Source organism: Pseudomonas sp. MF6394, from assembly GCF_002018845.1.
GTDB lineage: Bacteria > Pseudomonadota > Gammaproteobacteria > Pseudomonadales > Pseudomonadaceae > Aquipseudomonas > Aquipseudomonas lactis.
In genome coordinates, this window is sequence record NZ_MVOJ01000015.1 from 14,826 (window position 1) to 40,411 (window position 25,586).

Here is a 25,586-nt window from a genome sequence, read left to right on the forward strand (position 1 = left end):
AGGAGTTCTTGAATAGCCATTCAATTTTAGGCATGGCATTTGCTCTATCAATTGCAAAGCCTCTCCTTTTCAGGACGAGCGCAATAACAAGAGCCTCGCCTGAGGCCACCACCTGCTTTGTGTGATGTGAGGAGATACTGCGATGACGTCGACCAACTCCGGGGCCCAACCCCAGAACCGTGCGCCTCAATCCATCGGCTTTTTGCTGCTGGACAATTTCACGCTGATTTCCCTGGCGTCAGCCGTGGAGCCACTGCGCATGGCCAACCAGCTGTCCGGCCGCGAGCTGTATCGCTGGACAACGCTGAGTGTCGACGGCAACCAGGTGTGGGCCAGCGATGGCCTGCAAATCACCCCCGATGCCTCCATGCACAAAGCCCCCGTCCTGGACACGGTCATCGTGTGCGGCGGCGTGGGTATCCAGCGCACCGTCACCCGTGAGCATGTGTCGTGGCTGCAAAGCCAGGCACGCCAGTCTCGTCGCCTCGGCGCGGTGTGCACCGGCAGCTGGGCCCTGGCCTGCGCCGGCTTGCTCGACGGCTTTGATTGCAGCGTGCACTGGGAATGCCTGGCGTCGATGCAGGAAGCCTTCCCGCGGGTGGCCATGAGCACGCGCCTGTTCACCCTCGACCGCAACCGCTTCACCAGCTCCGGCGGCACCGCGCCCCTGGACATGATGCTGCACCTGATCAGCCGCGACCACGGCCGTGAATTGTCCGCCGCCATCTCCGAGATGTTCGTGTACGAACGCATCCGCAACGAACAGGATCACCAGCGTGTGCCGCTCAAGCATATGCTCGGCACCAACCAGCCGAAACTGCAGGAAATCGTCGCGCTGATGGAAGCCAACCTCGAAGAGCCGATCGACCTGGACGAACTGGCGGTGTATGTCGCCGTGTCGCGCCGGCAGTTGGAGCGGCTGTTCCAGAAATACCTGCACTGCTCGCCGTCACGCTACTACCTCAAGCTGCGCCTGATTCGCGCACGGCAACTGCTCAAGCAGACGCCAATGTCGATCATCGAAGTCGCCTCGGTGTGCGGGTTTGTGTCTACGCCGCACTTTTCCAAGTGCTACCGCGAGTACTTCGGCATTCCGCCTCGGGATGAGCGCGTAGGCTCCAACACCACCCAGCAAGTGGCGATGATGCCGATTCCGCCGGCACTGGTGTTGTCACCGTTGTCGGGGCCGATGTCGGCGTTGAGCCAGGCGCGCAATGAGTCGACGTTTGCCAGCGTAAGGCTCTGATACCAGGCTGCCTTATTGTAGGAGCGAGCTTGCTCGCGAAAAACTCAAGATCGCCGTGGGGTATCTGACGCCCCGCGTTATCATTGGCGATTTTCGCGAGCAAGCTCGCTCCTACAGAGGATGTATTTCAGGCGCCAGAGCTTTGTTTGAACTGCATCAGCGCAGGCAACAATTGCTTGTCGATCGCCTGCCTCACCGCCGGCAAAATCGTCGCACTGCCGCTGTACATCTTTTCAACCATGCCCTTGAGCGCCTTGGCCCGCGCTTCGCTCAACCCGCGCACCGCACATTCGCAAGCCTGCTCGGCGGTAGCGCCGCTGGACACTTCAAAACCCAGTGAGCGCAGTTGGCCCAGCAGGTCATCCTGGTCAATCAAATCCGCGTGCATCATGACGGTCATCCTGGTGTAGGGAGCGGGAATTGACTTGGATTCTGGTAGGCCCCAGGACTGGCGGCAAGGGCAGAATCCAGCGATGGCTCGTATGGCTATGAACAGGTCGTTTTCGGGTCACTTGATCTGACCCGTAACAGGCACACTGAACCCAGGCACGCAGCTTGACGGTTTGGTCACCCTCGAATGCACGGCTCACACAAAGCACTCTGCCCCGATCCCGTCACGGCTGGATCGGGGCTTTTTTTTGCGCGGGCAGCCCGATCACCCGGCCGAGCAGGGCAGGCCGGGGCAGGTCGGCGTGTTCCTGGCTCAGGGCAGTGAGTTTTTCCAGGGTGGCGCCGGCAAACGGCGCCGACTGCGGCCCGGCCAGGTCGACATGCAGCAGCATCTGCTCGTTACCGGCCAACTCGCGCCCTTCGCCCACAAGGTGCAGGCTGTGATAGAGGTGCAGGCGCTTGGCGTCGTGGGCGATCAGTTGGGTATGCACCTCAACCTCGGCGCCGAGTTTTACCTCATGCAGGTAGTTCAGGTGCAACTCCAGGGTGAACAGCGAGTGGCCGCTGGTTTCGCGGTTTTCGCTGTCCAGCCCCAGGGTGTCCATCAGCGCATCGGTGGCGTAGCTGAAGATCAGCAGGTAGAACGCGTCACGCAGATGGCCGTTGTAGTCGACCCAGTCCGGCAGGATTTTCGTGGTGTAGGTGGTCAGTGCGGGCATGGTATGAATTCCAATGTGTAGGAGCGAGCTTGCTCGCGAAAAACTCAAGATCGCCGTGGGGTACCTGATGCCCCGCGTTATCGTTGGCGATCTTCGCGAGCAAGCTCGCTCCTACAGGGTTATTCGGCGAAGTTCATGCCGTGCTTGGCCTTGGTTGTTTTTACGGCTTCCAGCACCGCCAGCAGGCAGTCATCACGATAGCGCTCCAGCGCCGAAATGCTGTGGTTACCTAACTGATCGGCGGTGCCGTCGACCACATCATCAATCAATTTTTCAGTCAGTTCAGGCGCTGGTAGATAAGTCCACGGCAACTGCAACGCTGGGCCGAACTGCGCCATGAAGTGGCGCATGCCCGCATCGCCGCCCGCCAGGGTGTAAGTGAGGAAAGTACCCATGAACGACCAGCGTAGCCCGGCACCAAAGCGAATGGCATCGTCGATTTCGCCGGTGGTCGCCACGCCGTCATTGACCAGGTGCAGCGCCTCTCTCCACAGCGCTTCCAGCAGGCGGTCGGCAATAAACCCCGGCACTTCCTTGCGTACATGCAGCGGGCGCATGCCGAGGGATTCATACACCTTGATCGCTGCCTGGATCGCCTCTGGCGCGGTGTTTTTGCCGCCCACCACTTCTACCAGTGGCAACAGGTAGACCGGGTTGAAGGGGTGGCCGACCACGCAGCGTTCCGGGTGGGTGGAGCCCTCATAGAATTCGCTGGGCAACAGCCCGGAGGTGCTCGAACCTATCAAGGCATTGGGCTTGGCCGAGGCGCTGATCTGGCTGTGCAATTGCAGCTTCAGTTCCAGGCGTTCCGGGGCGCTTTCCTGGATGAAGTCCGCGTCTTTTACGCAGTCTTCGATGGTGGTGACAAAGCGCAGGCGGTCTTGGGAGGCACCGGGCGCCAGGCCCTGTTGTTCAAGGGCAGTCCAGGCGTTGGCGACGCGTTTGCGCAGGGCTGCCTCGGCACCGGGCGCGGGGTCCCAGGCGACTACATCCAGGCCATGGGCAAGGGCACGGGACACCCAGCCGCTGCCGATGACGCCGCTGCCCAACGCGGCGAAGGTTTTGATGTCGGTGATAAAGCGCATGGCATATTCCTAAAAAGTTCGGTAATCCCCTGTGGGAGCGGGCTTGCCCGCGAACGGGGTGGGTCAGTACCGAATGCACCAACTGGTACACCGCATTCGCGAGCAAGCCCGCTCCCACAGGGTTGTGTGGTGTCTGTGTTAGCCGCGTTGGGTCAGGCCCATCTTGATGCGGCCTTCGGCCGGGGTCAGGACCCGTGCGCCTAACCGGCTGAGAATTTCACTGGCGCGTTCCACCAACTGGCCATTGGTGGCGAGCACGCCCTTGTCCAGCCACAGGTTGTCCTCAAGGCCCACCCGTACGTTGCCGCCCAGCAGCACCGCCTGCGCGGCCATCGGCATTTGCATGCGACCAATGCCGAAGCCCGCCCACACCGCGTCGGCGGGGAGGTTGTCGACCATGGCTTTCATGGTGGTGGTGTCGGCCGGTGCGCCCCAGGGAATGCCCAGGCACAGTTGGAACAGCGGGTTATCGAGCAGCCCTTCCTTGATCATCTGCTTGGCAAACCACAGGTGGCCGGTGTCGAAAATCTCCAGCTCGGCCTTTACGCCCAGTTCCTGGATACGTTTGGCGCCAGCACGCAGTTGCGCCGGGGTGGACACGTAAATGGTGTCGCCATCGCCGAAGTTCAGCGTGCCGCAGTCCAAGGTGCAGATTTCCGGCAGCAGTTCTTCGACGTGGGCCAGGCGGGTCAGCGGGCCGACCAGGTCGGTATTAGGCCCGAACTCCATGGGATTCTCGCCGCCACCGATCTCCAGGTCGCCGCCCATGCCGGCGGTGAGGTTGACGATGATGTCGATGTCGGCCTCGCGGATGCGCTCCATCACTTCACGGTACAGGGCTACATCGCGGCTGAATTTGCCGGTTTGCGGGTCGCGTACATGGCAATGCACCACGGTGGCGCCGGCTTTGGCGGCCTCTACCGCGGCGGCGGCGATTTGTTTGGGCGTGACCGGCACGTGTGGGCTTCGGGCGGTCGTGTCGCCAGCACCGGTGAGTGCGCAGGTGATGATGACGTCGTGGTTCATGAGGCGGTTCCTTACAGGCGTGGTGGTGCCGTTCGCGGTCGCAAGTGGCCGCGAAACGGTGGTTCGCAAAACGTTATTTGCTGGTCAGTTGCAGGTTGGTCGCGGCGGGTTTGCCGTCGAAAGTGGTGACGCCATCGAGCCAGCGCTGCCGGTCTTGAGGGTGATCCTTGAGCCACTGCCGTGCGGATTCCAAGGCGTCCTTGTGATCCAGCAGCGGCTGCATCATCCGGCTCTCGTCGGCGGCGGTGAACGTCAGGTTGGTCAGCAACTTATGCACATTGGGGCACTGGTCGGCGTAGGCCGGCGCGGTCACGGTCCATACGGTGGCCATGCCTTCGTTCGGGCCCAGGGCGTCTTCGCTGCCGGTGAGGTAAGTCATCGCCACATTGACGTTCATCGGGTGCGGCGCCCACCCAAAGAACACCACCGCTTCCTTGCGGCGCACGGCACGGTCCACGGCCGCCAACATGCCGGCTTCGCTGGACTCCACCAACTGGAACTTGCCCAGGCCGAACTGGTTCTTGGCGATCATCGCCTTGATCTGGGTATTGGCGCCCGAGCCCGGCTCGATGCCATAAATCTTGCCGCCCAGCTCTTTCTCGAACCTGGCGATGTCGGCAAAGGTTTTCAGGCCCTTGTCGGCCAGGTAAGTCGGCACTGCGAGGGTGGCGCGGGCGTCTTCCAGGCTGGCTTTGTCGAGGACTTTGACTTGCTTGGCGTCGACGAACGGCGTGATGGTCTGGGTCATCAGCGGGTTCCAGTAACCCAGAAACAGGTCCAGGCGCTGGTCGCGGATGCCGGCAAAGATGATTTGCTGAGAGGCGCTGGTTTGTTTGGTCTTGTAGCCGAGGCCATCGAGCAGCACCTGGGCCATGGCGCTGGTGGCGATGACGTCAGTCCAGTTCACCACGCCCATGCGCACGTTCTGGCAAGCAGGGGCATCCGCTGCCATGACAGGGGTGCTCAAAATAGCGCTGGCGCTGAGTGCAAGTACGCAGCGGCTGATCAGTCGGTTCATGGGTGGAGCCCTCGGCAGGTCGTTATTGTGGGTGCCGGCGTCTTGGTGCGCCGTGGGATCACGTTACGCAGCTTGGCGCCCCGCAAAGCGCACGGCGGCGACTCGCTCTTGCACTGCAGCGACCTGTGCTCTTGAATGGCCGGTTGAACTGGCGTATCACAGTGACCACGCTGCCCGTCCGACGAGAGCGCCACCATGTCCCAGGATGTCTATTTTTTGCTGATGCCGGGTTTCTCTGCCCTCGGTTTTATCTCCGCACTGGAACCGTTGCGGGTGGCCAACCGCTTTCGCGGCGAGCTGTACCGCTGGCACATCTTGAGTGCCGATGGCGGCGCGGTGCTGGCGAGCAACGGTATGTCGGTCAACGTCGACGCCGCGCTTGAGCCGCTGAAAAAAGGCGCGACTTTACTGGTGGTGGCCGGCTTCGAACCCCTGCAGTTCGCCACGCCCGCCCTGGAGCATTGGCTGCGCCGCCTCGACCATGAGGGTGTGACCCTCGGCGCCATCGACACCGGCGCCTGCGTGCTGGCCGAGGCGGGCCTGCTCGACGGCCACCGCTTGACCTTGCACTGGGAAGCCATCGACGCCTTCAAGGAAGCCTATCCGCACCTGAGCGTGACCCAGGAACTGTTCGAAATCGACCGGCGCCGCATCACCTGCGCCGGCGGCACTGCCTCCATCGACCTGATGCTCGACCTCATCGCCCAGGCCCACGGCCCGGAGCTGGCTATCCAGGTTTCCGAGCAATTCGTACTAAGCCGCATCCGCCCACGCAAAGACCACCAGCGCATGCAGATCGCCACGCGCTACGGCATCAATAACAAGAAGCTGGTGCACGTGATCGGCGAAATGGAACAGCACACCGAACCGCCCCTGAGCACCTTGGCCCTGGCCGAAACAATCAAGGTCACCCGACGCCAACTGGAGCGGCTGTTTCGCCTGCACCTCAACGACACCCCCAGTAACTTCTACCTTGGCCTGCGCCTGGAAAAAGCCCGCAAACTGCTGCGCCAGAGCGACATGAGCGTGCTGGAAGTGAGTATTGCGTGCGGGTTTGAGTCACCGTCGTATTTCACGCGAAGTTATCGAGCCAGGTTCGCCAAATGCCCTAGGGAGGACCGGCGACGGGAGGTGGTTTAAGCGTTGGTGCAGATTCAAGGTGGGAGCTGGCTTGCCTGCGATTGCGATGTATCAGTTGGCCTATGCAGTGCTGACCCGCCGCCATCGCAGGCAAGCCAGCTCCCACATTGGTAATGTAGTGTGGTGTCAGGAAACGTATGTGGTGGTGTGGGAATATTCTTGTTTTGCAAGGTTGCGGGCGATTACTGGAAACGGACTGCTAACGTTCAAAGGGTTCCTTACGTAACCATAAGAGGTTGGCATGCTGAAAAAACTAATCACTCTGATCGCACTCGCGTCCACCCCAGTGTGGGCCGCCCAGGCGCCAGCGCCGTTCACCGGCGCCGATTACAGCGGCCGTTATGAATGCACTGGCCAGGACAAACATATCGGCAACTTCAAAGGCGTTGTCGACATGAAACTCGACGCCAAGCAAAGCACTGGCAAATATGCGGCCTACACCTTCACTCTGACCCTGGAAGACAAGTCCCGCTATGAAGGCATGGCCGCCGGGACTGCCGATACCCTGGGTATCTACTTCGCCCATACCGACCCTGCCTTGAAAGACTTTGGTGTGGGTGTCGCCCAAGTAACACCCACCCCGGAAGGCAAGGTGTCCTTCGTCAAGTATTACTACGGCCCAGAATACGAAGGCGGCGGGCACGGCCTGGAGCACTGCGTCAAAAGCTGACGCGCAGTTATTTCTTCATCAGGCCTGAGCAGGCTGTTTTATAGGCCTCGTGCTGATACTTGTTGAGCGTCGCGGGCAGATCAAAGGTGTGCTTCTTGTTCTGTGCATTGATGGTCTGCGGCGACAGCAGCGTCACCTCCACCCCATCCAGCAACTGAAACACCCCTTCAATCTTGAACGTCGTCGGGCCACCGGCGAACTCGCCTTTTTTGCTGCGCTTCTTAATGGCAATGCGCGTGATGCCGTTGGCCTGGACGAATGCTTTTGCCTGGGCGGCAAAGGCTTTGACGTTGGCCGCTTCGTCGTCATCGTCGAGGGCGATTTTCTTGGTGGCCAGGGCGACGTGGGTCAGCGCCTGGTTGTCCAGGGAGGCGACGGCGATGATGGCTTCGCTGCCTTTGATTTCGATGCCGCAGAGAGTCATGAGTAGCCTTGATCAAAAGAGAAAGTGGCGCGATTGTCGCTTATTGCTGGCCAATCGACTCCAAAAACTCCGACCGCTCATCACTCATCCGCGCCAGGCAGTCGTTGTGCGCAATGGCATAGGCCTTGGTGCCGGTTACCGCCGGGAAGGTGTCCACTGCACAATCGGCGTCGCGCAGTTTTTCCCATTTTTGCTGGGCATCCTTCAGGCGGGCGGTAATGTCCGCCAGTTTGGTCTTGTCGCTGCCGTAGGTCGAACCCATGCGCTCCAGCAACCCCTGATAGTTATCCTTGAGCAATTGCTCGGCGGTGGTTTTGTTGTAGGTGGCGCATTCCAGGGTTTGCTGGTCGTTCTCGATACCGTCGCACGGCGTGCTGTCGGGGTCTTCGGCCGCGTGGGCGGTGGTTGCGATGAGTGCCAAAGCCAGGAAAATCGATTTCATTGCGCCGTCTCATATCAGGTGATGAGGAATTCTGGCTCAAGCGTAAGACAAAGAACAGCCGACCGTGGGGCCTGTCTTCGCAGCCTTTGTCGCGGATTGACGCTTTCGGCAATTCCCCTGTCGTTTTTGCACCCGGCTCCGTCGGTGCCTGGGCATATGCTGGCCCCAAAGCGCCGGCAGACGATTCGGCGCATGAATCGCCAATAAGGGGACGCCTGATGAGCCCAGCCGAGTTGCACGCCGACAGCATCGTTATCGACGGTCTGATTATTGCCAAGTGGAACCGCGACCTGTTCGAAGACATGCGCAAAGGTGGCCTCACCGCCGCCAATTGCACGGTGTCGGTGTGGGAAGGCTTCCAGGCCACGATCAACAACATCGTTGCCAGCCAGACCCTGATCCGCGAAAACAGCGACCTGGTGATCCCGGTGAAAACCACCGCCGACATCCGCCGCGCCAAGGAGCAGGGCAAGACCGGCATCATCTTCGGCTTCCAGAATGCCCATGCCTTTGAGGACCAGCTCGGCTATGTCGAGATCTTCAAGCAGCTCGGCGTGGGCGTGGTGCAGATGTGCTACAACACCCAGAACCTGGTGGGCACCGGTTGCTATGAGCGCGATGGCGGCCTCTCGGGTTTCGGGCGTGAGATCGTCGGCGAGATGAACCGCGTCGGCATCATGTGCGACCTGTCCCACGTCGGCTCCAAGACCAGCGAAGAGGTCATCCTCGAATCGAAAAAGCCGGTGTGCTACTCCCACTGCCTGCCGTCCGGGCTTAAAGAGCACCCGCGCAACAAGTCCGATGAAGAGCTGAAGTTCATCGCCGACCATGGCGGTTTTGTCGGCGTGACCATGTTTGCGCCGTTCCTTGCCAAGGGCATCGACTCGACCATCGACGACTACGCCGAAGCCATCGAATACACCATGAACATCGTCGGCGAAGACGCGATCGGCATCGGCACCGACTTCACCCAGGGCCATGGCCAGGATTTCTTCGAAATGCTCACCCATGACAAGGGTTACGCCCGCCGCCTGACCAGCTTCGGCAAGATCATCAACCCGCTGGGCATCCGCACCGTGGGCGAGTTCCCCAACCTCACCGAGACCCTGCTCAAGCGCGGCCACAGCGAGCGCGTGGTGCGCAAGATCATGGGCGAGAACTGGGTCAACGTACTCAAGGACGTCTGGGGCGAATAAGCCACTGCTCGCTTAATCCTTCACCCGCCGCCATCCGCGCGGCGGGCATCAAAACGAATTTTCTGGAGTTAAGTTTCCATGGCCAAGATCGCCCCGCAATTGCCTATCGAAGTCGACAGCGAAACCGGTGTCTGGACCTCCGACGCCCTGCCGATGCTGTACGTGCCACGCCATTTCTTCGTCAACAACCATATGGGCATCGAAGAAGTGCTGGGCGCTGACGCCTACGCCGAGATCCTCTACAAGGCTGGCTACAAGTCCGCTTGGCACTGGTGTGAAAAAGAAGCTGAATGCCACGGCCTGGAAGGCGTTGCGGTGTTCGAACACTACATGAAGCGCCTGTCGCAACGCGGTTGGGGCCTGTTCAAGATCCAGGACATCGACCTGGACAAAGGCACCGCCAGCGTCAAGCTGGAACACTCGGCGTTCGTCTATGTGTACGGCAAGGTCGGTCGCAAGGTGGACTACATGTTCACCGGCTGGTTTGCCGGCGCCATGGACCAGATCCTGCAAGCGCGTGGCAGCAAGATCCGCACTGTCGCCGAACAAGTCTACGGAGGCTCCGAAGAGGGCCACGATGATGGTTTGTTCACCGTCAAACCGTTGTAAGCCGAGGACCGTGCCATGGCTTTCGAAGCAATGTTCCAGCCGATCCAGATCGGCAAACTGACCATCCGCAACCGGGTGCTCAGCACTGCGCATGCCGAGGTGTATGCCACCGACGGCGGCATGACCACCGACCGCTATGTGAAGTACTACGAAGAGAAAGCCAAGGGCGGTATTGGCCTGGCGATCTGCGGCGGCTCCTCGGTGGTGGCCATCGACAGCCCGCAGGAGTGGTGGGCGTCGGTAAACTTGTCCACCGACCGCATCATCCCGCACTTCCAGAATTTGGCCGATGCCATGCACAAGCATGGCGCCAAGATCATGATCCAGATTACCCACATGGGCCGTCGCTCGCGTTGGGACGGCTTCAACTGGCCGACCCTGATGTCGCCGTCCGGCGTGCGCGAGCCGGTGCACCGTGCCACCTGCAAGACCATCGAGCCGGAAGAGATCTGGCGTGTGATCGGCAACTACGCCCAGGCTGCACGCCGGGCCAAGGCCGGGGGCCTGGACGGGGTGGAATTGTCGGCGGTGCACCAGCACATGATCGACCAGTTCTGGAGCCCGCGGGTCAACAAGCGTACCGACGAATGGGGCGGCACTTTCGAGGGCCGCATGAAGTTCGGCCTGGAAGTGTTGAAGGCCGTACGTGCCGAAGTGGGTGACGACTTCTGCGTGGGCATGCGCCTGTGCGGCGACGAGTTCCACCCGGACGGCTTGTCCCACGAGGACATGAAGCAGATCGCCAAGTACTACGACGACACTGGCATGCTCGATTTCATCGGTGTGGTGGGCTCGGGTTGCGACACCCACAACACCCTGGCCAACGTCATCCCGAACATGAGCTACCCGCCGGAGCCGTTCCTGCACCTGGCGGCCGGCATCAAGGAAGTGGTCAAGGTGCCGGTGCTGCACGCGCAGAACATCAAGGACCCGAACCAGGCCACGCGCATTCTGGAAGGCGGCTATGTGGACATGGTCGGCATGACCCGTGCGCACATCGCCGACCCGCACCTGATCGCCAAGATCAAGATGGGCCAGATCGACCAGATCAAGCAGTGCGTAGGCGCCAACTACTGCATCGACCGCCAGTACCAGGGCCTGGATGTGCTGTGCATCCAGAACGCCGCGACCTCCCGTGAATACATGGGCGTGCCGCACATCATCGAGAAGTCCACCGGGCCCAAGCGCAAGGTGGTTGTGGTGGGTGCCGGCCCGGCCGGGATGGAAGCTGCGCGCGTGGCGGCTGAACGTGGCCACGACGTGACGCTGTTCGAGAAAAAAGAGTTTATCGGCGGGCAAATCACCACCGCGTCGAAAGCGCCGCAGCGTGACCAGATCGCCGGTATCACCCGTTGGTATCAACTGGAACTGGCGCGCTTGAAAGTCGACCTGCGCCTGGGTGTTGCAGCCGATGCCGAGACCATCCTGGACGTGCGTCCGGACGTGGTGGTGCTGGCGGTGGGCGGTCATCCGTTCATCGAGCAGAACGAACACTGGGGCGCCGCCGAAGGCTTGGTGGTGAGCAGTTGGGACGTGCTCGACGGCAAGGTGGCGCCGGGCAAGAACGTGCTGGTGTACGACACCATCTGTGAATTCACCGGCATGTCGGTGGCCGACTTCTTGGCCGACAAAGGCAGCCAGGTGGAAATCGTCACCGACGACATCAAGCCGGGCGTGGCGATCGGCGGTACGTCGTTCCCCACGTACTACCGCAGCATGTACCCCAAGGAAGTGATCATGACCGGCGACATGATGCTGGAAAAGGTCTACCGCGAGGGCGACAAGCTGGTGGCCGTGCTGGAGAACGAATACACCGGCGCCAAAGAGGAGCGGGTGGTCGACCAGGTGGTGGTGGAGAACGGCGTGCGTCCGGACGAGGCCATTTACTACGGGCTCAAGGAAGGTTCGCGCAACAAGGGCCAGATCGACGTTGAAGCCTTGTTTGCGATCAAGCCGCAGCCCTGCTTGAGCGAAGCGGGCGAGGGGTACTTGCTGTTCCGCATTGGTGACTGTGTGGCCCAGCGCAATACCCACGCCGCCATCTATGACGCCCTGCGCTTGTGCAAGGATTTCTGACGAGGTGAACTCGGTCAAATGTGGGAGCGGGCTTGCTCGCGAAGGCGGTGTATCAGGCACTGGATGCATCGACTGACACGCCGTCTTCGCGAGCAAGCCCGCTCCCACATTCAGGGCCAGTTTCACAGTAGACCTGTGTGGTCTTCGGGAGCTTCACCATGCTGAATACCCTTCTTCCCATCCTGCTCTTTGCCGCCCTGGGCCTCGCCGTCCTCGGCGCCCTGCGCCGGGTGAACATGTGGCGCCGTGGCCGCGCATCCAAAGTTGACCTGCTCGGTGGCCTGCTGGCCATGCCCAAGCGCTACATGGTCGACCTGCACCACGTGGTCGCCCGTGACAAATACATCGCCAACACCCACGTTGCGACGGCGCTGGGCTTTGTGCTGTCGGCGCTGCTGGCGATTGTGGTGCACGGCTTCGGCCTGCAGAGCCGCATTCTTGGCTATGCACTGCTGCTGGCGTCGACATTGATGTTTGTCGGCGCGATCTTCATGTACCTGCGCCGCCGCAATCCGCCTGCGCGCCTGTCCAAAGGCCCGTGGATGCGCCTGCCGAAAAGCCTGATGGCCTTCTCGGTGAGCTTCTTCCTGGTGACCTTGCCGGTGGCCGGGATTCTGCCCGCTGACTTCGGCGGCTGGTTGCTCGCGGCATTGCTGAGCGTGGGCGTGTTGTGGGGTGTGTCCGAAATGTTCTTCGGCATGACCTGGGGCGGGCCGATGAAACACGCCTTCGCAGGTGCCCTGCACCTGGCCTGGCACCGCCGCGCCGAACGCTTTGGCGGTGGCCGCTCCACCGGGTTGAAACCGTTGGATCTGAGCGATAAAACCGCACCGCTGGGCGTGGAAAAGCCCAAGGACTTCACCTGGAACCAACTGCTTGGCTTTGACGCCTGCGTGCAGTGCGGCAAGTGCGAAGCGGCGTGCCCGGCGTTTGCCGCCGGCCAGCCATTGAACCCGAAAAAACTCATCCAGGACATGGTGGTCGGCCTGGCCGGTGGCACCGATGCCAAGTTCGCCGGCAGCCCGTACCCCGGCAAACCGGTGGGCGAACACGGCGGCAACCCGCACCAGCCGATCGTCAACGGCCTGGTGGACGCCGAGACCCTGTGGTCGTGCACCACCTGCCGCGCCTGCGTGGAAGAGTGCCCGATGATGATCGAGCACGTGGACGCCATCGTCGACATGCGCCGCCATCTCACCCTGGAAAAAGGCGCTACGCCGAACAAGGGCGCCGAAGTCCTGGAAAACCTGATCGCTACTGACAACCCTGGCGGCTTTGCCCCCGGTGGTCGCCTGAACTGGGCGGCAGACCTGAACCTGCCGCTGCTCAGCGACAATGGCAGTTGCGATGTGCTGTTCTGGGTCGGCGATGGCGCCTTCGACATGCGTAACCAACGTACCCTGCGCGCCTTCGTAAAAGTGCTCAAGGCCGCCAAGGTCGACTTCGCCGTGCTTGGCCTGGAAGAACGCGACAGCGGTGACGTGGCGCGCCGCCTCGGCGATGAAGCGACATTCCAGCTGCTGGCCACGCGCAATATCCAGACCCTGGCCAAGTACAGTTTCAAGCGCATCGTCACCTGCGACCCGCACAGTTTCCATGTGCTGAAAAACGAATACGGTGCCTTCAACGGCAACTACCGGGTGCAGCACCACAGCACCTTCATGGCCGAGCTGATTGGCGAGGGCGCGCTGAACCTGGGCCAGCACAAAGGCAACAGCGTGACCTACCACGACCCGTGCTACCTGGGCCGCTACAACGGTGAGTACGAGGCGCCGCGCCAAGTGCTGCGGGCGTTGGGTATCGAGGTCAAGGAAATGCAACGCTCGGGCTTCCGTTCACGCTGCTGCGGTGGCGGCGGCGGCGCGCCGATCACCGACATTCCCGGTAAGCAACGCATTCCCGATATGCGCATGGACGACATCCGCGAAACCGGTGCCGAACTGGTGGCCGTGGGTTGCCCGCAATGCACCGCGATGCTGGAAGGCGTGGTCGAACCACGCCCGTTGATCAAAGACATCGCCGAGCTGGTCGCCGACGCGTTGCTTGAAGACGCCGCGCCAGCCAAAGCCCCCCTCAAGCGTGAACCTGCGGAGGTGCACTGATGAGCGATATTATCCGCCGCGACCCACGGGCCGAATGGATCGCCCGTAACCGCCTGCACCCGTTGCACGCGGCCATGCAGCCGGTGCAACACAGTTGGATGGGCCCCAACGGCGTCATTCGCAAAAACGTGCATGGTGTCGGTTTTATCGGCCCCAACGGCATCAAGCGCATCGACCGCAGCGGTGCCCAGCAGGGCGGCGCCGCCAAGCGTACCGCGGCGGTGGAAGTGCAATTGCCGCTGCATCAGGTGCCGGTCCCGGCGTTCTACATCAACGTGGTGCCGGACATGGTCGGCGGCCGCCTGAGCAGCCACGACCGCGACCTGCTTGGCCTGGCGCGCCAACTGGCCGGCAGTGACGGCGCGGTGTTGGCGGTGGTGTTCGGTGAACACAAGGAAAGCGCCTTTGCCACCGCCGGCGTCGACCGACTGCTGGTGCTGGAGGGGCATGAATTCGAAGGTTATGCACCGGAGCAACGCGTGCAGGGTTTGCGTGCTGTGGATAACCAATTCAGCCCGCGCCACTGGCTGCTGCCAGACAGCCGCAGCGGTGGTGGCGAACTGGGGCGACGTTTTGCCGCCAGCCTCAAGGAGCGCCCGGCAACGCGGGTGTGGCAGATCAAGGGCGATGAATGCATCGGCCGGGCCGGTGCCGGCCAGGAAGACCTGGCGCGACCGTTGCCCCGTCTGATCCTCGCCGCCGCCGAATGTGCCGATCCGGTCAGCGAGACCCGCCACGAAGTCTTGCCCGTGGAGTTATCCACAGGCCTGGCGCGCAGTTTGCCGCGTATCGAAGACCTCGGCGCGGTGGCGGTCGACCCGGCAGCGATTCCGATGGCCGAGGCCGAGTTCATTTTCTCCGGTGGCAACGGTGTGAAGGACTGGGCGCTGTTCCACCAGACCGCTGCGGCTCTGGGCGCCACCGAAGGCGCCTCGCGGGTGGCGGTGGATGATGGCTTCATGGCGCGTGATCGCCAGGTCGGCGCCAGCGGTACCTGGGTCACTGCGCGGGTGTACGTAGCCGTCGGGATTTCCGGGGCGATCCAGCACCTGCAAGGCATTGGTGCCTGCGACAAGGTGGTGGCAATCAACCTCGACCCGGGTTGCGACATGATCAAGCGTGCCGACCTGTCGGTGATTGGCGAAAGCGCCGCGATACTCAACGCTTTGATCGCAGCGGTCGAAACCTACCGCAACGGCGCCAAGCGCGATGCAGCCTGAGGATATGACCATGACGAACACTGTATTCAGCCTGGTGTCCATCGGCGCTCACCCCACCTCCGGGCGCCCACGCCGCGCCGAGCAGGACGCGCGCGCGGTCGAGCTGGGGCTGCAACTGGCTGGGGATAGGTTGCAGGTACTGCACGCGGGTGATGTCAGCGAACCGACCCTGCGCAGCTACCTGGGCATGGGCCTGCCGCAACTGCAGGTACTCGAACAGCCAGCGGGCGCCGATGCGTTGCCGGTGCTCAGCGAGTATCTGCGCGACGCGGGCGCCCAAGTGGTACTGACCGGAAGCCAGGCAGAAACCGGCGAAGGTTCGGGGATGCTGCCGTTCTTGTTGGCCGAACAACTGGGCTGGCCGCTGATTGTGGGGCTGGCGCAGGTGGAGTCCATCGACGCCGGCGTAGCCCTGGTGCTGCAGGCGTTGCCTCGCGGCCAGCGGCGGCGCTTGAAGGTGCGCCTGCCGTTTCTTGCCACTGTGGATAACGCCGCGCCCAAACCACGCCAGAGCGCCTACGGCCCGGCGCAACGGGGTGAGTTGGCAGCCCATGACGTCGAGATTGAACAGGATGAGTTATTCACAGGCGCACTGCTGCAACCGGCCAAGCCCCGGCCCAAGCGCCTCAAGGTGATCAAGGCCAAGAGTGGTGCCGACCGTATGAAGGCCGCAACGGCCAAGGCCAGTGGCGGCGGTGGGCAGGTGCTCAAGGGCGTGAGCGCTGAAGAGGGCGCGCAAGCGATTCTCAAGCTTCTGGTAGAAGAGGGCGTCGTACGCTGAACCCTGACCACCACCAAACCTTGTGGGAGCTGGCTTGCCTGCGATAGCGGTAGGTCAGCAACCCATGCATCCGTTGACGTATTGCAATCGCGGGCAAGCCGCTTCCACATTTTCCTGCTTTATCTTGGGCTTACCCACAATGCCTGTTGATCCGCCTGTGGATAACCTGTTCGCGGGTGTCCACAAGCCCGGCATATCAAGCTCTGCAGCCCTCTGTACGAAAAACAACCAACCTAACTTGCGGTTTTTGCTCGGGTTTTCACCGTCTTGAGGCCTCGACTTGCCCCCAAAGTCTGTTGGCGCTTTTGTGGATAAGATGTTCGCTATCCGCTACAAGCCTTATAAAACGTGGCTTTCGAGGGGTTGGTCAATAATTGATCAAGTCTCACATATTCGCCGTTTAAACGGCTGGATATCCCCGATTCATGAGGGTTTCAAGGGCTTTTCCACAACCCGAACAAAGTTGCCCCCAAAGTCTGTTGGTGCATCTGTGGATAAGGTGTTCGCTTACCGCTACAAGCCACGCTAATCAAGGCTCTTGGAGGATTGATCAATAAATGAGCTGCTCAAGATAAAACCCGCAAGTTTGAATAAGTCACGGATTTTCTTGATTTAATTTGCGTGCGCGGCGCACTTGCCCACAATTGCTGTGGGTGGCTCTGTGGATAAGTTGTTGGGGAAAGGCTGGAGGGCAGGGCGCTAGCGCTCTGCGAGAAGGGTGATCAAATTTTGATCACTCTGAGGTCAGTGTGGGAGCGGGCTTGCTCGCGAATACGGTGTGTCAGCCACTACATGTGCAAGCTGATACACCGTATTCGCGAGCAAGCCCGCTCCCACATTTTTATTCGTGTGCTGCCACACCTTTGAGGTACGGCGCCGGAGCAGCGCCCAGGTTGCTCAACATGCGCTCGCTGTACCAATCCACAAAATTAACCACGCCAAACTCATAGGTCTTGGAGTAAGGGCCTGGCTGGTAGGCGGTGGAGTTGATCCCGCGCTGGTTCTCTTCGGCCAGGCGGCGGTCCTGGTCGTTGGTGGCGTCCCACACCTGGCGCATGCGCTCCACGTCGTAGTCCACGCCTTCCACGGCGTCCTTGTGCACGATCCACTTGGTGGTGACCATGGTTTCCTGGGCGCTGATCGGCCACACGGTGAACACAATGATGTGGTCGCCCATGCAGTGGTTCCAGGAGTGGGGCAGGTGCAGGATGCGCATCGAGCCCAGATCCGGGTTCTTGATGCGGCCCATGAGCTTGGCGCAGCCTTGTTTGCCATCCAGGGTCATCGACACAGTGCCCTTGAGCAGCGGCATGCGCACAATGCGGTTACGCAGGCCGAAGCTGGCGTGGGCGTAAGGGATCTTTTCGGCATCCCAGGCGGCAGCGGAAGCGGCCACGTGATCCTTGAACGCCTGGTCGGCGCGCGGGTCGGTAACGTCGTCCCACTCCAGCAGGGTTTTCAGCAGTTCGGGGTGTGACGCGTTGCAGTGGTAGCACTCGCGGTTGTTTTCCAGCACCAGCTTCCAGTTGGCTTTTTCGAACAAGGTGGTCTGGATCGCCACCTTGGTGTTCTCCATGTCGTAGGGCTCCATGTAATGGCTGAGCGTCGACAGGAAGTCATCAATGGCCGGTGGATTTTCGGCCAGGCTGATAAAGATGTAGCCGCCAGCAGTCTTCACGTTCACCGGCTTGAGGCCGTACTGCTTCATGTCGAAATCGGCGCCCATCTCGGTGCCGGCGAACAGCAGGCGGCCGTCCAGCTCGTAGGTCCACTGGTGGTAGTGGCACACCAATTTGGCGACCTTGCCCTTGTCGCTGGTGCACAAGCGCGAACCACGGTGGCGGCAGACGTTGTGGAACGCATGCACCACGCCGTCGGCCCCCCGGATCACGATGATCGGGTTCTTGCCCACTTGCAGGGTGAGGTAGTTGCCCTTGGTGGGGATTTCGCAGGTCATGCCGGCGATCAACCACTCTTTCTGGAAGATCTCCTGCATATCGATATCGAACAGCCGCTCATCAGAGTAAAACGGCTGCGGCAGCGAAAAAGTGCGCTCGCGCTCTTGCAGCATTTGCGCGGTGGCCTTGCGTGCGGGTTCCAGCGGATCGCCCAAGCTTAAGGTTGCGGTGACGTCCATCGTGTGTGTCCTCATGGCCATTCTGTGTGGCCGGCGAATAGTGGCTACGGTTGGTGCTGTGCAAGGCGTAAAGAACGCGTCTTTGTTGGGAGCGAGTGTGGGCCCGGCGTCACGTCGAACCTTATCCATGGGCGACATGGCCCAATCTGATCCCGACGCGCAAGCCCCTGTCTTTGGGGGCTGGTCGCCGTAAGTATGTGAATGTCGCAGATAGGTAAATGGGTGGTTCTCGCGTTACGCAGAATCGCCACCATAAGGCCGACGTCGGCGGTGGAGAACAACATGTCCAATAATTTCCTGAATCCGGTAACCACCCAGACCTGGGCCAATGGTCGGCACATCGTCCGCTGCGTCAAAGTCATCCAGGAAACCTGGGATGTGCGCACCTTCTGCTTTATGGCCGATCAGCCGATCCTGTTCTTTTTCAAGCCGGGGCAATTCGTCACCCTGGAGCTGGAAATCGAAGGCCAGCCGATCATGCGCTCGTACACGATTTCCAGCTCACCGTCGGTGCCTTACAGCTTTTCGGTGACCATCAAGCGCGTACCCGGCGGCCGGGTTTCCAACTGGCTGCACGATACGTTGCACGAAGGCCAGGAGTTGGCCGTACACGGCCCGGTCGGGCTGTTCAATGCCATCGACTTCCCAAGCCCGAAAGTGCTGTACCTCAGCGGTGGGGTCGGGATTACGCCGGTGATGTCCATGGCGCGCTGGTTCTACGACACCAACGCCAACGTCGACATGACCTTTATCCACAGCGCCCGCTCGCCCAAGGACATCATCTATCACCGCGAGCTGGAGCACATGGCGTCGCGGATCGACAACTTCAGCCTGCACCTGATTTGCGAAAAACACGGCCTGGGTGAGCCCTGGGCCGGGTATCGCGGCTATCTGAACCACAAGATGCTGGAGCTGATGGTGCCGGACTTCCTGGAGCGCGAAGTGTTCTGCTGCGGCCCTACGCCGTACATGAACGCAGTGAAGCGTTTGCTGGAAGTCGCCGGTTTCGACATGACCCGTTATCACGAAGAATCCTTTGGCGCGACACCACCGGAAGCCCGTGCCGATGCGGTGGAGCAGGCCGAGCAAGCGGCGGATGCGCCGGAGATCGACCTGGCGGACCTGCATCAAGTGGAATTTATCGCGTCCGGCAAGAGCATTCGCGTGGCGCCGGGGGAGACCGTGCACGCCGCGGCCGCCAAGCTCGGCCTGCTGATTCCCAAGGCCTGCGGCATGGGCATCTGCGGTACGTGCAAGGTGATGAAGCTGGGCGGCGAGGTGGAGATGGAGCACAACGGCGGGATTACCGAAGAGGACGAAGCCGAAGGCTACATCCTATCGTGCTGCAGTGTGCCCAAGGGTGACGTGCGGATTGAGTTCTGAGGGTCAGTACAAGCCCGGTCGGCGGTCTTGGTGAACGTGGTTATGCTCGCTGATAAACTTGTTCCTGGCCTCTGCCAGTGGCAACTGAGCGACTAACCGCTGTTCGCGTTGGTGGGAGACTGCGCCAGCCAATGGGTAGCCGTCGGCATCGACGATGGTTGAGCCGCCAACCCAGTTGACGCCGCGCTCCTCGCCGTAGCGGTCGCAGGCGGCAATGAACATGCGATTGACGGCAGCGTTGGCTTGGAGGCGGACAATTTCTCCCGGCCGCTCGCCAGCCGGACGCGGACCCTCTGGCCAGTTCACCGGAGCGCATAGCAGGTCGGCGCCGGCCAAGGCTGCAAGGCGGACCCACTCCGGCAGTTCGAGGTCGTAGCAAACCATTGTGGCGATCCGCCCGACTTGGGTGTCGACGACAGGAGGCGGTTCGGTGCCCGGCGTGAAGATCAGCTTTTCCCGATTCCATAAGTGGCCTTTGCGATACACCGTCAGCCGGCCTGCGGGTTGGACCAGCGCAACGCTATTGGCGACTCGCCCAGCGCTCAGACGCTCACAGAAACCGGCGACGATGATGATATCCAGTTCATTGGCCAGGGCACGCCATAGGCTCAGCGTTGGGCCGTCATCGGCCTCGGAGGCCGCATACGCCTCCTCGCGATTATCGAAGGCGTACCCGCTTTGCATCAGTTCCGGCAGAACGATGACTTGCACCGCGAGGGCGCTTGCGTCACGGATCGCGCTCTCACTGAGCGCCCTGTTGTAATCAAGGTCGCCAATACGGGGCGCCAGTTGATGGCAAGCAACCGTTGCCAATGTCATGGCTATTTCCTCTCTAACAGGCGTTCACTGGCCTTGATGGCACGGGCCTCGCGGGCGTGGTCGATGCCGCGGGCCATGATGCAGTAGGTGGTGGCCGACACGACCAGGCCCACCACGAATGCAATGTCAGCTCCGCCCAGCCACAGTGCCGCCGGCCCTTGGTAAAAGCCCAGGGACATGAACGGGATCATCGCCGCGATGCCCAGGAAATAAGCGGTGAGCCCTGTACTTGACCAGCGGCGGTAGATGCCGGCTGGGTTAAACAGATCGCTGATTGCGTAGCGCCCTTTTCGTACTGCGTAGAAATCCGCCAGGTTCACCGCCGTCCAGGGCACGAGGAAATACAACATCAGGAGTACGAAGTTATTGAAGCTGTGCAGATAGCTTTGCGGGATGCTCAGGGCGATTCCAAAAATCACGGCGGCCACTAGGCTGATGCCAATGATTCGACTTTTCAGGCGAGGCTTTATCGAGATGAACCCATCAATGGCACTGATCCCGGTGAGCATCGCGCCATAGCAGTTGACCGCCATGATGCCGACCAGCGCGGGTACTGCGATCAGCACGGTAAAGGTGCCAAATCCCGGAAGCAATTGATTGCCCACGGCCTGCACGCTGCCGATGGCATCGGGTGAGGGCAGCGCCGAGGCGAGAAAGGCTCCCAGCGACATCAGCCACAGCGCCGAGCCGGCAGCGCCCAGGTACGTCCAGCCAATGACACTGCGCGACGGCGTGTTATAGGGCAGGTAGCGCGAGTAGTCCGAGACGTAGACGGCATAGCTGATCTGGTAGCCCGCCGCGGCTGAAAGCTGAATCAGAAACGCCGACCAAGAAAAATGAGCGTCGACCACCGCCGTGTCGGCCTGCAAGGTCATCACGGCAGCCACCGTCAGGACCGCGAACACGCTGATCATCACGTAGGTCAGCCAGCGTTGCACGGTGTGCAACAGGTCATGGCCGATCACAGCGATCACCACGGCCAGGATGATCATCAAGGCATACCACGGTGTCCGATTGCCGGGCAGCACGGTATTAATGGCGTCGGTGGCGAGAATCACGTTGAACACGTTAAAACCGATGTACACGAAGACCACCGCGATAAAGGGCACGATTGCCCCGCGCAAGCCGAATTGCGCCCGCGACTGAATCATCTGCGGCAAGCCCATGCGCGGCCCCTGGTTGGCGTGGAAGGCCATCGCGAACGTGCCAAGGCACACGCCGATGACAATCGCCAGGATGGCGTAGACCAGGCTCAACCCCAAGGCTGCGCCGGTAAACCCGGTGACCATGGTAGTGAGTACGAAGTTACCGGTGAACCAGAACGGCGCTTGATGCCAGACTTTGCCGTGGCGTTCATTGCGCGGCACATAGTCAATGGAACGGGTTTCTATTTTCAGCGCGGGACGGGGAGCTGCCGCTTGGTCGCAGGGCATGTTCATAGGTTTCACGATCTGTTTTTATTGAGTGATCGATGAAGAGTCTTACAAGCAAATGTACGATTGAATCGGTATTTGCAAATAATCACTTCAGAAATCTCTGAACTGAGTGCGCAAAACCTTGCAGAAGTGAGGATTGGCTGATATCGGACTTTCTTATTCCCAAGCGATATAGAGACAATTCCTACAATCTTCTACGCTGATGAACGAACGCGTCGTTGTCGCCCTTAGTAATAGAGCAGTAGGTGGACGTCCTTTATCCAGCCAAGGATGCTCGACATGTCTGCTATCCCTTCTCGTAGTAAAGGCGCTGCGCGCTTACTGACCGATGATGTCACCGCGCTTATCCCCGATTTTCCTTTTCACTACGCCCGGTTCCTCAATCAGGCTGCCAGCAACGGGACGGCGTTGGCGCAGGTTTCCAACAGTGCCCACGGCAGCAAGGTCTTGATCGTGGGGGCTGGCGTCGCCGGCCTTGTCGCGGCTTATGAAGCCCTGCGCATGGGTTTGCATCCCGTGGTCGTGGAGGCCAGTCATCGCATGGGTGGGCGACTCTATTCCTATGTAGTGGGCGACCCACAAGACCCGGCCAACAGTGTTATCTGCGAAATGGGGGCCATGCGTTTTCCCGTTTCTGGCAAGGCGCTGATGCACTATTTCGACAAGGTCGGCATGAGCGCCAACTCGGCGGATTTTCCCAACCCAGGCTCGGCTGCAACTCTCAGTACGGTGGTCGACTATCAACACAAACAGGTCTATTACGAAGGCAAGAATTTGCCCGATGAATACCTGGAAATCGAGCGTAAGTTGTTTGAGGTTTTTCTGGAACAGGCCCCGATCCATTTCACTGAAATGGAAGCGGCAATGTCCGAGGGCAGCCTTGACCAGGCGAAGATCAAGACGTTGTGGAATGCGATTCTGGATGCAGGTTGGGACAATCTCAGCTTTTTTGCCGCCATGGTGGAACAGGCCGGTTGGAGTCGGGAGGACATCGATCTGTTTGGCCAGATCGGGTTTGGGACGGGAGGGTGGAATACCGACTATCCGAACTGCTTTCTAGAGGTGTTACGGGTGTTGTACACCGGCCTGGATACCAACCACAAGTTGATGTACGACGGCTCTACCGAACTGCCTTGTCGGTTATGGGCGCGCAGCCCGGATGCGATGGGCGACAGCATGGCCCACTGGCCTTCGGGCACTACCGTCGCAAGCCTGAGCGCTCAAGTCATTCCCCAGGTTTTCGGGCAGGAGGTGCGGCAGATCATAAGGCGCCAAGACGGCGAGTTCGACGTGTACATCTTTGATCATAACCAGGGGGGCGAACGTCAATACACCTTCCCTGCCGTGATCTACACACCCCAGAAGCGGATTCTGGACAAATTTCGCTATATGAGCGGCATCGATCATTTCAACGCCATGAATAGCCTGCTGTCCGTCAAGGAATGGGAAGCGGTGATGTACACCCACTACATGCAGTCGGCCAAAATATTCGCCCAGACCAAGCGACCTTTCTGGACCGATATCGGGGTGGACCATCAGTACAAGATGAGTGTGACCTTGTCGGACCGGATTACCCGTGGCACTTACCTGTTGGATTACGCGGCGAGTCAAGGCGCCTACAAGGGCAGCGGAATGTTTTTGTCTTACACCTGGAACGACGACAGCCTCAAGTTCATGGGGGATCGCACGACGCCGTTGCCTTCCCATGCTGCACTATGTTCGACCTTGTTGGACTCGGTGTATGCCCACCACCAACTGGACCTTGCAGCGGAGTTCGGCATGACCGATCCCTTTGTGGAAATCAACTGGGAAGAGCAGCCGTTTTTTCTTTGTGCTTTCAAGATGAATCTGCCGGGGCAGTACGAATACCAGCGCCTGTTGTTTTCGCAGTTCATGAACGGTGTGCATAGTGGGAACCCGGATGGGTTCATTATTGCTGGAGATGATGTGTCTTTCACTGGCGGTTGGGCAGAGGGCGCGGTGACGACAGCCCTGAACGCGGTTAATAAACTGGCGGTAAGGTTCGGTGGCGGCACCTTTGTTGGTAACCGTGGCCCCATTGATGAATGGGTGGCGCTTCAGCCAAAGGCATTGTAGGAGCGAGCTGAGGGCTGCTTCGGTACCGCGCCGGAGGTCATGAGGCTCCGACGCGGTCCTCAGTTAATGATTACTGAGCGTAGACCTGCACCACAAAGTGTTGGCCAGATGCTGTCAGTTCATAGACTTTGTCGTAGATCCTGAGCGTCCTGGATGGCTCGCGGATGGTGTCGCCGACTTTGGCGCTTTTCCTGAACTCATCCCAGTCGATAACAGTGGTGGTGGTAGTACCATTGTTCAGCACGGTGTTCACGTTGCTTTGATATTCCATGATCAAGCTCTCCATTGATTTACCTTTGCCGCCGATTATTCGGCTGGCGGTGCAACCCGAAAGGGGGCAGATATCGCTGCGTTTTCCTTGCGGGTAACAAGAGGCTAGACAATAAAAACGAGCTGTATTGCTGTCAGAAATATCAAAAAACAGTCTCGGCGATCGGCCAGTACGGACTGGCCGAATTCGTACGTTAAGCGTTCATGACTTCCCGAATATCGGCAGCCAATTCCCTTACACGCTCTTCCTCGGTATCCCACGCACACATGAAGCGCGCACCGCCTTTGCCGATGAAGGTGTAGAAGCGCCAGCCCTTGGCGGTCAGCGCTGCAATCGCGGGTTCCGAGAGCTGCAGGAATACGCCGTTGGCCTGTACCGGGAACATCAATTCCACGCCGGGAATATCCGCCACCAGGCTGCTCAGCAATTGCGCGCAATGGTTGGCGTGGCGTGCATGCTTGAGCCAGGCGTCGTTTTCCAGCAGGCCCACCCATGGCGCCGAGAGAAAGCGCATTTTCGACGCCAACTGACCGGCCTGTTTGCAGCGGTAGTCAAAGTCTTCAGCCAGTTTGTGATTGAAGAACAGGATGGCTTCACCCACCGCCATGCCGTTTTTGGTACCGCCAAAGCACAGCACGTCCACGCCGGCTTTCCAGGTCAGGTCGGCCGGTGAGCAACCCAGGAATGCACAGGCATTGGCGAAGCGTGCGCCGTCCATGTGCAGGTTCAGGCCCAGCTCCTTGCAGGTGGCGCTGATGGCGCGGATTTCTTCGGGGGTGTACACGCTGCCGACTTCGGTGGCCTGGGTCAGGGTGACTACGCGGGGTTTGGGGTAGTGGATATCCTGGCGCTTGAGGGCGATCTCACGGATCGACTCCGGGGTCAGCTTGCCGTTTTCGGTGCGGGCGACGAGCAGTTTGGAGCCGTTGGAGAAAAACTCCGGCGCGCCGCATTCGTCGGTCTCGACGTGGGCGGTTTCCGAGCAAATCACGCTATGGTAGCTCTGGCACAACGAGGACAGCGCCAGGGAGTTGGCGGCCGTGCCGTTGAAGGCGAAGAACACCTCGCAGTCGGTCTCGAACAGATTGCGGAAACCGTCGGCGGCGCGGTGGGTCCATTCATCATCGCCGTAGGCGCGTTGATGGCCCTGGTTGGCTTGTTCCATGGCGGCCCACGCTTCCGGGCAGATGCCGGAATAGTTGTCACTGGCGAATTGTTGGCTCTTGTCGGTCATGGCCCGTTCCTGTGGTCGATGTTGGTGCGCACTTTACCCAAGATTGCCGGGGGCGCGCACGCACT

23 protein-coding genes are annotated in these 25,586 nt (G+C 60.5%); 11 read left to right on the forward strand and 12 right to left on the reverse strand.

Features of this window, described 5'->3' with window-relative positions; translation table 11 throughout:
• The first annotated feature begins 142 nt into the window (after window positions 1-142).
• Complete coding sequence (locus MF6394_RS16765; protein ID WP_003194907.1) at window positions 143-1,246, forward strand: GlxA family transcriptional regulator; 1,104 nt, start codon at window positions 143-145, stop codon at window positions 1,244-1,246.
• Window positions 1,247-1,373: 127 nt separating this feature from the next.
• On the opposite strand, the gene MF6394_RS16770 is transcribed toward MF6394_RS16765, so the two are convergent.
• The 5 genes from MF6394_RS16770 to choX form a co-directional block, all read right to left on the reverse strand.
• Window positions 1,374-1,637, reverse strand: coding sequence for a hypothetical protein (locus MF6394_RS16770; protein ID WP_032894934.1), 264 nt, complete (start codon window positions 1,635-1,637; stop codon window positions 1,374-1,376).
• A gap of 223 nt (window positions 1,638-1,860) precedes the next feature.
• On the reverse strand, window positions 1,861-2,355 hold the full coding sequence (locus MF6394_RS16775) for a thioesterase family protein (RefSeq protein ID WP_047711958.1): 495 nt from the start codon (window positions 2,353-2,355) through the stop codon (window positions 1,861-1,863).
• A gap of 119 nt (window positions 2,356-2,474) precedes the next feature.
• Window positions 2,475-3,440 carry an L-carnitine dehydrogenase gene (locus MF6394_RS16780; protein WP_047711957.1) on the reverse strand — a complete coding sequence of 322 codons (966 nt, stop codon included), beginning with the start codon at window positions 3,438-3,440 and terminating at the stop codon, window positions 2,475-2,477.
• A 138-nt stretch (window positions 3,441-3,578) separates the two neighbouring features.
• Entirely contained in the window at window positions 3,579-4,466 is an 888-nt protein-coding gene (locus MF6394_RS16785) for a 3-keto-5-aminohexanoate cleavage protein (protein ID WP_044271833.1), read from the reverse strand.
• A 73-nt stretch (window positions 4,467-4,539) separates the two neighbouring features.
• The gene (gene choX / locus MF6394_RS16790) at window positions 4,540-5,484 is read right to left on the reverse strand and encodes a choline ABC transporter substrate-binding protein (RefSeq protein ID WP_078467104.1); all 945 of its coding nucleotides are present in this window, start codon (window positions 5,482-5,484) and stop codon (window positions 4,540-4,542) included.
• A gap of 195 nt (window positions 5,485-5,679) precedes the next feature.
• Between choX and MF6394_RS16795 the strand changes: the two genes are divergently transcribed.
• Window positions 5,680-6,624, forward strand: coding sequence for a GlxA family transcriptional regulator (locus MF6394_RS16795; RefSeq protein ID WP_078467105.1), 945 nt, complete (start codon window positions 5,680-5,682; stop codon window positions 6,622-6,624).
• A gap of 241 nt (window positions 6,625-6,865) precedes the next feature.
• Window positions 6,866-7,294, forward strand: a complete 429-nt coding sequence (locus MF6394_RS16800) for a hypothetical protein (protein ID WP_047711954.1) — start codon at window positions 6,866-6,868, stop codon at window positions 7,292-7,294.
• A 7-nt stretch (window positions 7,295-7,301) separates the two neighbouring features.
• Here the strand turns inward: MF6394_RS16800 and MF6394_RS16805 are convergent, their stop codons facing one another.
• Complete coding sequence (locus MF6394_RS16805; RefSeq protein WP_069557089.1) at window positions 7,302-7,718, reverse strand: DUF3010 family protein; 417 nt, start codon at window positions 7,716-7,718, stop codon at window positions 7,302-7,304.
• Window positions 7,719-7,758: 40 nt separating this feature from the next.
• Entirely contained in the window at window positions 7,759-8,160 is a 402-nt protein-coding gene (locus MF6394_RS16810; RefSeq protein ID WP_078467106.1) for a lysozyme inhibitor LprI family protein, read from the reverse strand.
• Between the two features lie 218 nt (window positions 8,161-8,378).
• Here MF6394_RS16810 and MF6394_RS16820 point away from each other — a divergent pair, with 218 nt between their 5' ends.
• The 6 genes from MF6394_RS16820 to etfB all read left to right on the forward strand — a co-directional run bounded on the left by MF6394_RS16820 (window position 8,379) and on the right by etfB (window position 16,144).
• Window positions 8,379-9,356, forward strand: a complete 978-nt coding sequence (locus tag MF6394_RS16820) for a dipeptidase (RefSeq protein WP_014720245.1) — start codon at window positions 8,379-8,381, stop codon at window positions 9,354-9,356.
• A gap of 78 nt (window positions 9,357-9,434) precedes the next feature.
• Window positions 9,435-9,965 carry a DUF5943 domain-containing protein gene (locus MF6394_RS16825; RefSeq protein ID WP_008033249.1) on the forward strand — a complete coding sequence of 177 codons (531 nt, stop codon included), beginning with the start codon at window positions 9,435-9,437 and terminating at the stop codon, window positions 9,963-9,965.
• A gap of 15 nt (window positions 9,966-9,980) precedes the next feature.
• The gene (gene dgcA / locus MF6394_RS16830) at window positions 9,981-12,041 is read left to right on the forward strand and encodes a dimethylglycine demethylation protein DgcA (protein ID WP_032894946.1); all 2,061 of its coding nucleotides are present in this window, start codon (window positions 9,981-9,983) and stop codon (window positions 12,039-12,041) included.
• Between the two features lie 158 nt (window positions 12,042-12,199).
• A complete protein-coding gene (gene dgcB / locus MF6394_RS16835; protein ID WP_044271824.1) occupies window positions 12,200-14,143 on the forward strand; it encodes a dimethylglycine demethylation protein DgcB in 1,944 nt (647 codons plus the stop codon).
• Window positions 14,143-15,363, forward strand: a complete 1,221-nt coding sequence (gene etfA, locus MF6394_RS16840) for an electron transfer flavoprotein subunit alpha (protein ID WP_078467107.1) — start codon at window positions 14,143-14,145, stop codon at window positions 15,361-15,363. Before dgcB ends, etfA begins: the two co-directional genes overlap by 1 nt.
• 4 nt (window positions 15,364-15,367) lie before the next feature.
• Window positions 15,368-16,144: an electron transfer flavoprotein subunit beta gene (gene etfB / locus MF6394_RS16845; protein ID WP_171905458.1), complete on the forward strand. Its 777-nt coding sequence runs from the start codon at window positions 15,368-15,370 to the stop codon at window positions 16,142-16,144.
• A gap of 841 nt (window positions 16,145-16,985) precedes the next feature.
• Here etfB and gbcA read toward each other — a convergent pair.
• Entirely contained in the window at window positions 16,986-18,281 is a 1,296-nt protein-coding gene (gene gbcA / locus MF6394_RS16850; RefSeq protein WP_032894948.1) for a glycine-betaine demethylase subunit GbcA, read from the reverse strand.
• A 282-nt stretch (window positions 18,282-18,563) separates the two neighbouring features.
• Here gbcA and gbcB point away from each other — a divergent pair, with 282 nt between their 5' ends.
• Complete coding sequence (gbcB, locus tag MF6394_RS16860) at window positions 18,564-19,664, forward strand: glycine-betaine demethylase subunit GbcB (protein WP_014720237.1); 1,101 nt, start codon at window positions 18,564-18,566, stop codon at window positions 19,662-19,664.
• Between the two features lie 3 nt (window positions 19,665-19,667).
• Here the strand turns inward: gbcB and MF6394_RS16865 are convergent, their stop codons facing one another.
• Window positions 19,668-20,483, reverse strand: coding sequence for a nitrilase-related carbon-nitrogen hydrolase (locus tag MF6394_RS16865; RefSeq protein ID WP_044271821.1), 816 nt, complete (start codon window positions 20,481-20,483; stop codon window positions 19,668-19,670).
• A gap of 2 nt (window positions 20,484-20,485) precedes the next feature.
• The gene (locus MF6394_RS16870; protein WP_047712264.1) at window positions 20,486-21,916 is read right to left on the reverse strand and encodes a purine-cytosine permease family protein; all 1,431 of its coding nucleotides are present in this window, start codon (window positions 21,914-21,916) and stop codon (window positions 20,486-20,488) included.
• Window positions 21,917-22,198: 282 nt separating this feature from the next.
• Here MF6394_RS16870 and MF6394_RS16875 point away from each other — a divergent pair, with 282 nt between their 5' ends.
• A complete protein-coding gene (locus MF6394_RS16875; protein WP_078467108.1) occupies window positions 22,199-24,016 on the forward strand; it encodes a flavin monoamine oxidase family protein in 1,818 nt (605 codons plus the stop codon).
• A 70-nt stretch (window positions 24,017-24,086) separates the two neighbouring features.
• Here MF6394_RS16875 and MF6394_RS16880 read toward each other — a convergent pair whose 3' ends face one another.
• Both MF6394_RS16880 and MF6394_RS16885 read right to left on the reverse strand, forming a co-directional pair.
• Window positions 24,087-24,287, reverse strand: a complete 201-nt coding sequence (locus MF6394_RS16880) for a hypothetical protein (RefSeq protein WP_044271814.1) — start codon at window positions 24,285-24,287, stop codon at window positions 24,087-24,089.
• A gap of 193 nt (window positions 24,288-24,480) precedes the next feature.
• Window positions 24,481-25,521, reverse strand: a complete 1,041-nt coding sequence (locus MF6394_RS16885) for a threonine aldolase family protein (RefSeq protein ID WP_003194862.1) — start codon at window positions 25,519-25,521, stop codon at window positions 24,481-24,483.
• Window positions 25,522-25,586: the final 65 nt, after the last annotated feature.

Bases quoted from the DNA above. Each gene is read 5' to 3' on its own strand.
- MF6394_RS16765 (WP_003194907.1), top strand. From the start codon at position 143: ATGACGTCGACCAACTCCGGGGCCCAACCCCAGAACCGTGCGCCTCAA.
- MF6394_RS16770 (WP_032894934.1), bottom strand. From the start codon at position 1,637: ATGATGCACGCGGATTTGATTGACCAGGATGACCTGCTGGGCCAACTG.
- MF6394_RS16775 (WP_047711958.1), bottom strand. From the start codon at position 2,355: ATGCCCGCACTGACCACCTACACCACGAAAATCCTGCCGGACTGGGTC.
- MF6394_RS16780 (WP_047711957.1), bottom strand. From the start codon at position 3,440: ATGCGCTTTATCACCGACATCAAAACCTTCGCCGCGTTGGGCAGCGGC.
- MF6394_RS16785 (WP_044271833.1), bottom strand. From the start codon at position 4,466: ATGAACCACGACGTCATCATCACCTGCGCACTCACCGGTGCTGGCGAC.
- choX (WP_078467104.1), bottom strand. From the start codon at position 5,484: ATGAACCGACTGATCAGCCGCTGCGTACTTGCACTCAGCGCCAGCGCT.
- MF6394_RS16795 (WP_078467105.1), top strand. From the start codon at position 5,680: ATGTCCCAGGATGTCTATTTTTTGCTGATGCCGGGTTTCTCTGCCCTC.
- MF6394_RS16800 (WP_047711954.1), top strand. From the start codon at position 6,866: ATGCTGAAAAAACTAATCACTCTGATCGCACTCGCGTCCACCCCAGTG.
- MF6394_RS16805 (WP_069557089.1), bottom strand. From the start codon at position 7,718: ATGACTCTCTGCGGCATCGAAATCAAAGGCAGCGAAGCCATCATCGCC.
- MF6394_RS16810 (WP_078467106.1), bottom strand. From the start codon at position 8,160: ATGAAATCGATTTTCCTGGCTTTGGCACTCATCGCAACCACCGCCCAC.
- MF6394_RS16820 (WP_014720245.1), top strand. From the start codon at position 8,379: ATGAGCCCAGCCGAGTTGCACGCCGACAGCATCGTTATCGACGGTCTG.
- MF6394_RS16825 (WP_008033249.1), top strand. From the start codon at position 9,435: ATGGCCAAGATCGCCCCGCAATTGCCTATCGAAGTCGACAGCGAAACC.
- dgcA (WP_032894946.1), top strand. From the start codon at position 9,981: ATGGCTTTCGAAGCAATGTTCCAGCCGATCCAGATCGGCAAACTGACC.
- dgcB (WP_044271824.1), top strand. From the start codon at position 12,200: ATGCTGAATACCCTTCTTCCCATCCTGCTCTTTGCCGCCCTGGGCCTC.
- etfA (WP_078467107.1), top strand. From the start codon at position 14,143: ATGAGCGATATTATCCGCCGCGACCCACGGGCCGAATGGATCGCCCGT.
- etfB (WP_171905458.1), top strand. From the start codon at position 15,368: ATGACCATGACGAACACTGTATTCAGCCTGGTGTCCATCGGCGCTCAC.
- gbcA (WP_032894948.1), bottom strand. From the start codon at position 18,281: ATGGACGTCACCGCAACCTTAAGCTTGGGCGATCCGCTGGAACCCGCA.
- gbcB (WP_014720237.1), top strand. From the start codon at position 18,564: ATGTCCAATAATTTCCTGAATCCGGTAACCACCCAGACCTGGGCCAAT.
- MF6394_RS16865 (WP_044271821.1), bottom strand. From the start codon at position 20,483: ATGACATTGGCAACGGTTGCTTGCCATCAACTGGCGCCCCGTATTGGC.
- MF6394_RS16870 (WP_047712264.1), bottom strand. From the start codon at position 21,916: ATGCCCTGCGACCAAGCGGCAGCTCCCCGTCCCGCGCTGAAAATAGAA.
- MF6394_RS16875 (WP_078467108.1), top strand. From the start codon at position 22,199: ATGTCTGCTATCCCTTCTCGTAGTAAAGGCGCTGCGCGCTTACTGACC.
- MF6394_RS16880 (WP_044271814.1), bottom strand. From the start codon at position 24,287: ATGGAATATCAAAGCAACGTGAACACCGTGCTGAACAATGGTACTACC.
- MF6394_RS16885 (WP_003194862.1), bottom strand. From the start codon at position 25,521: ATGACCGACAAGAGCCAACAATTCGCCAGTGACAACTATTCCGGCATC.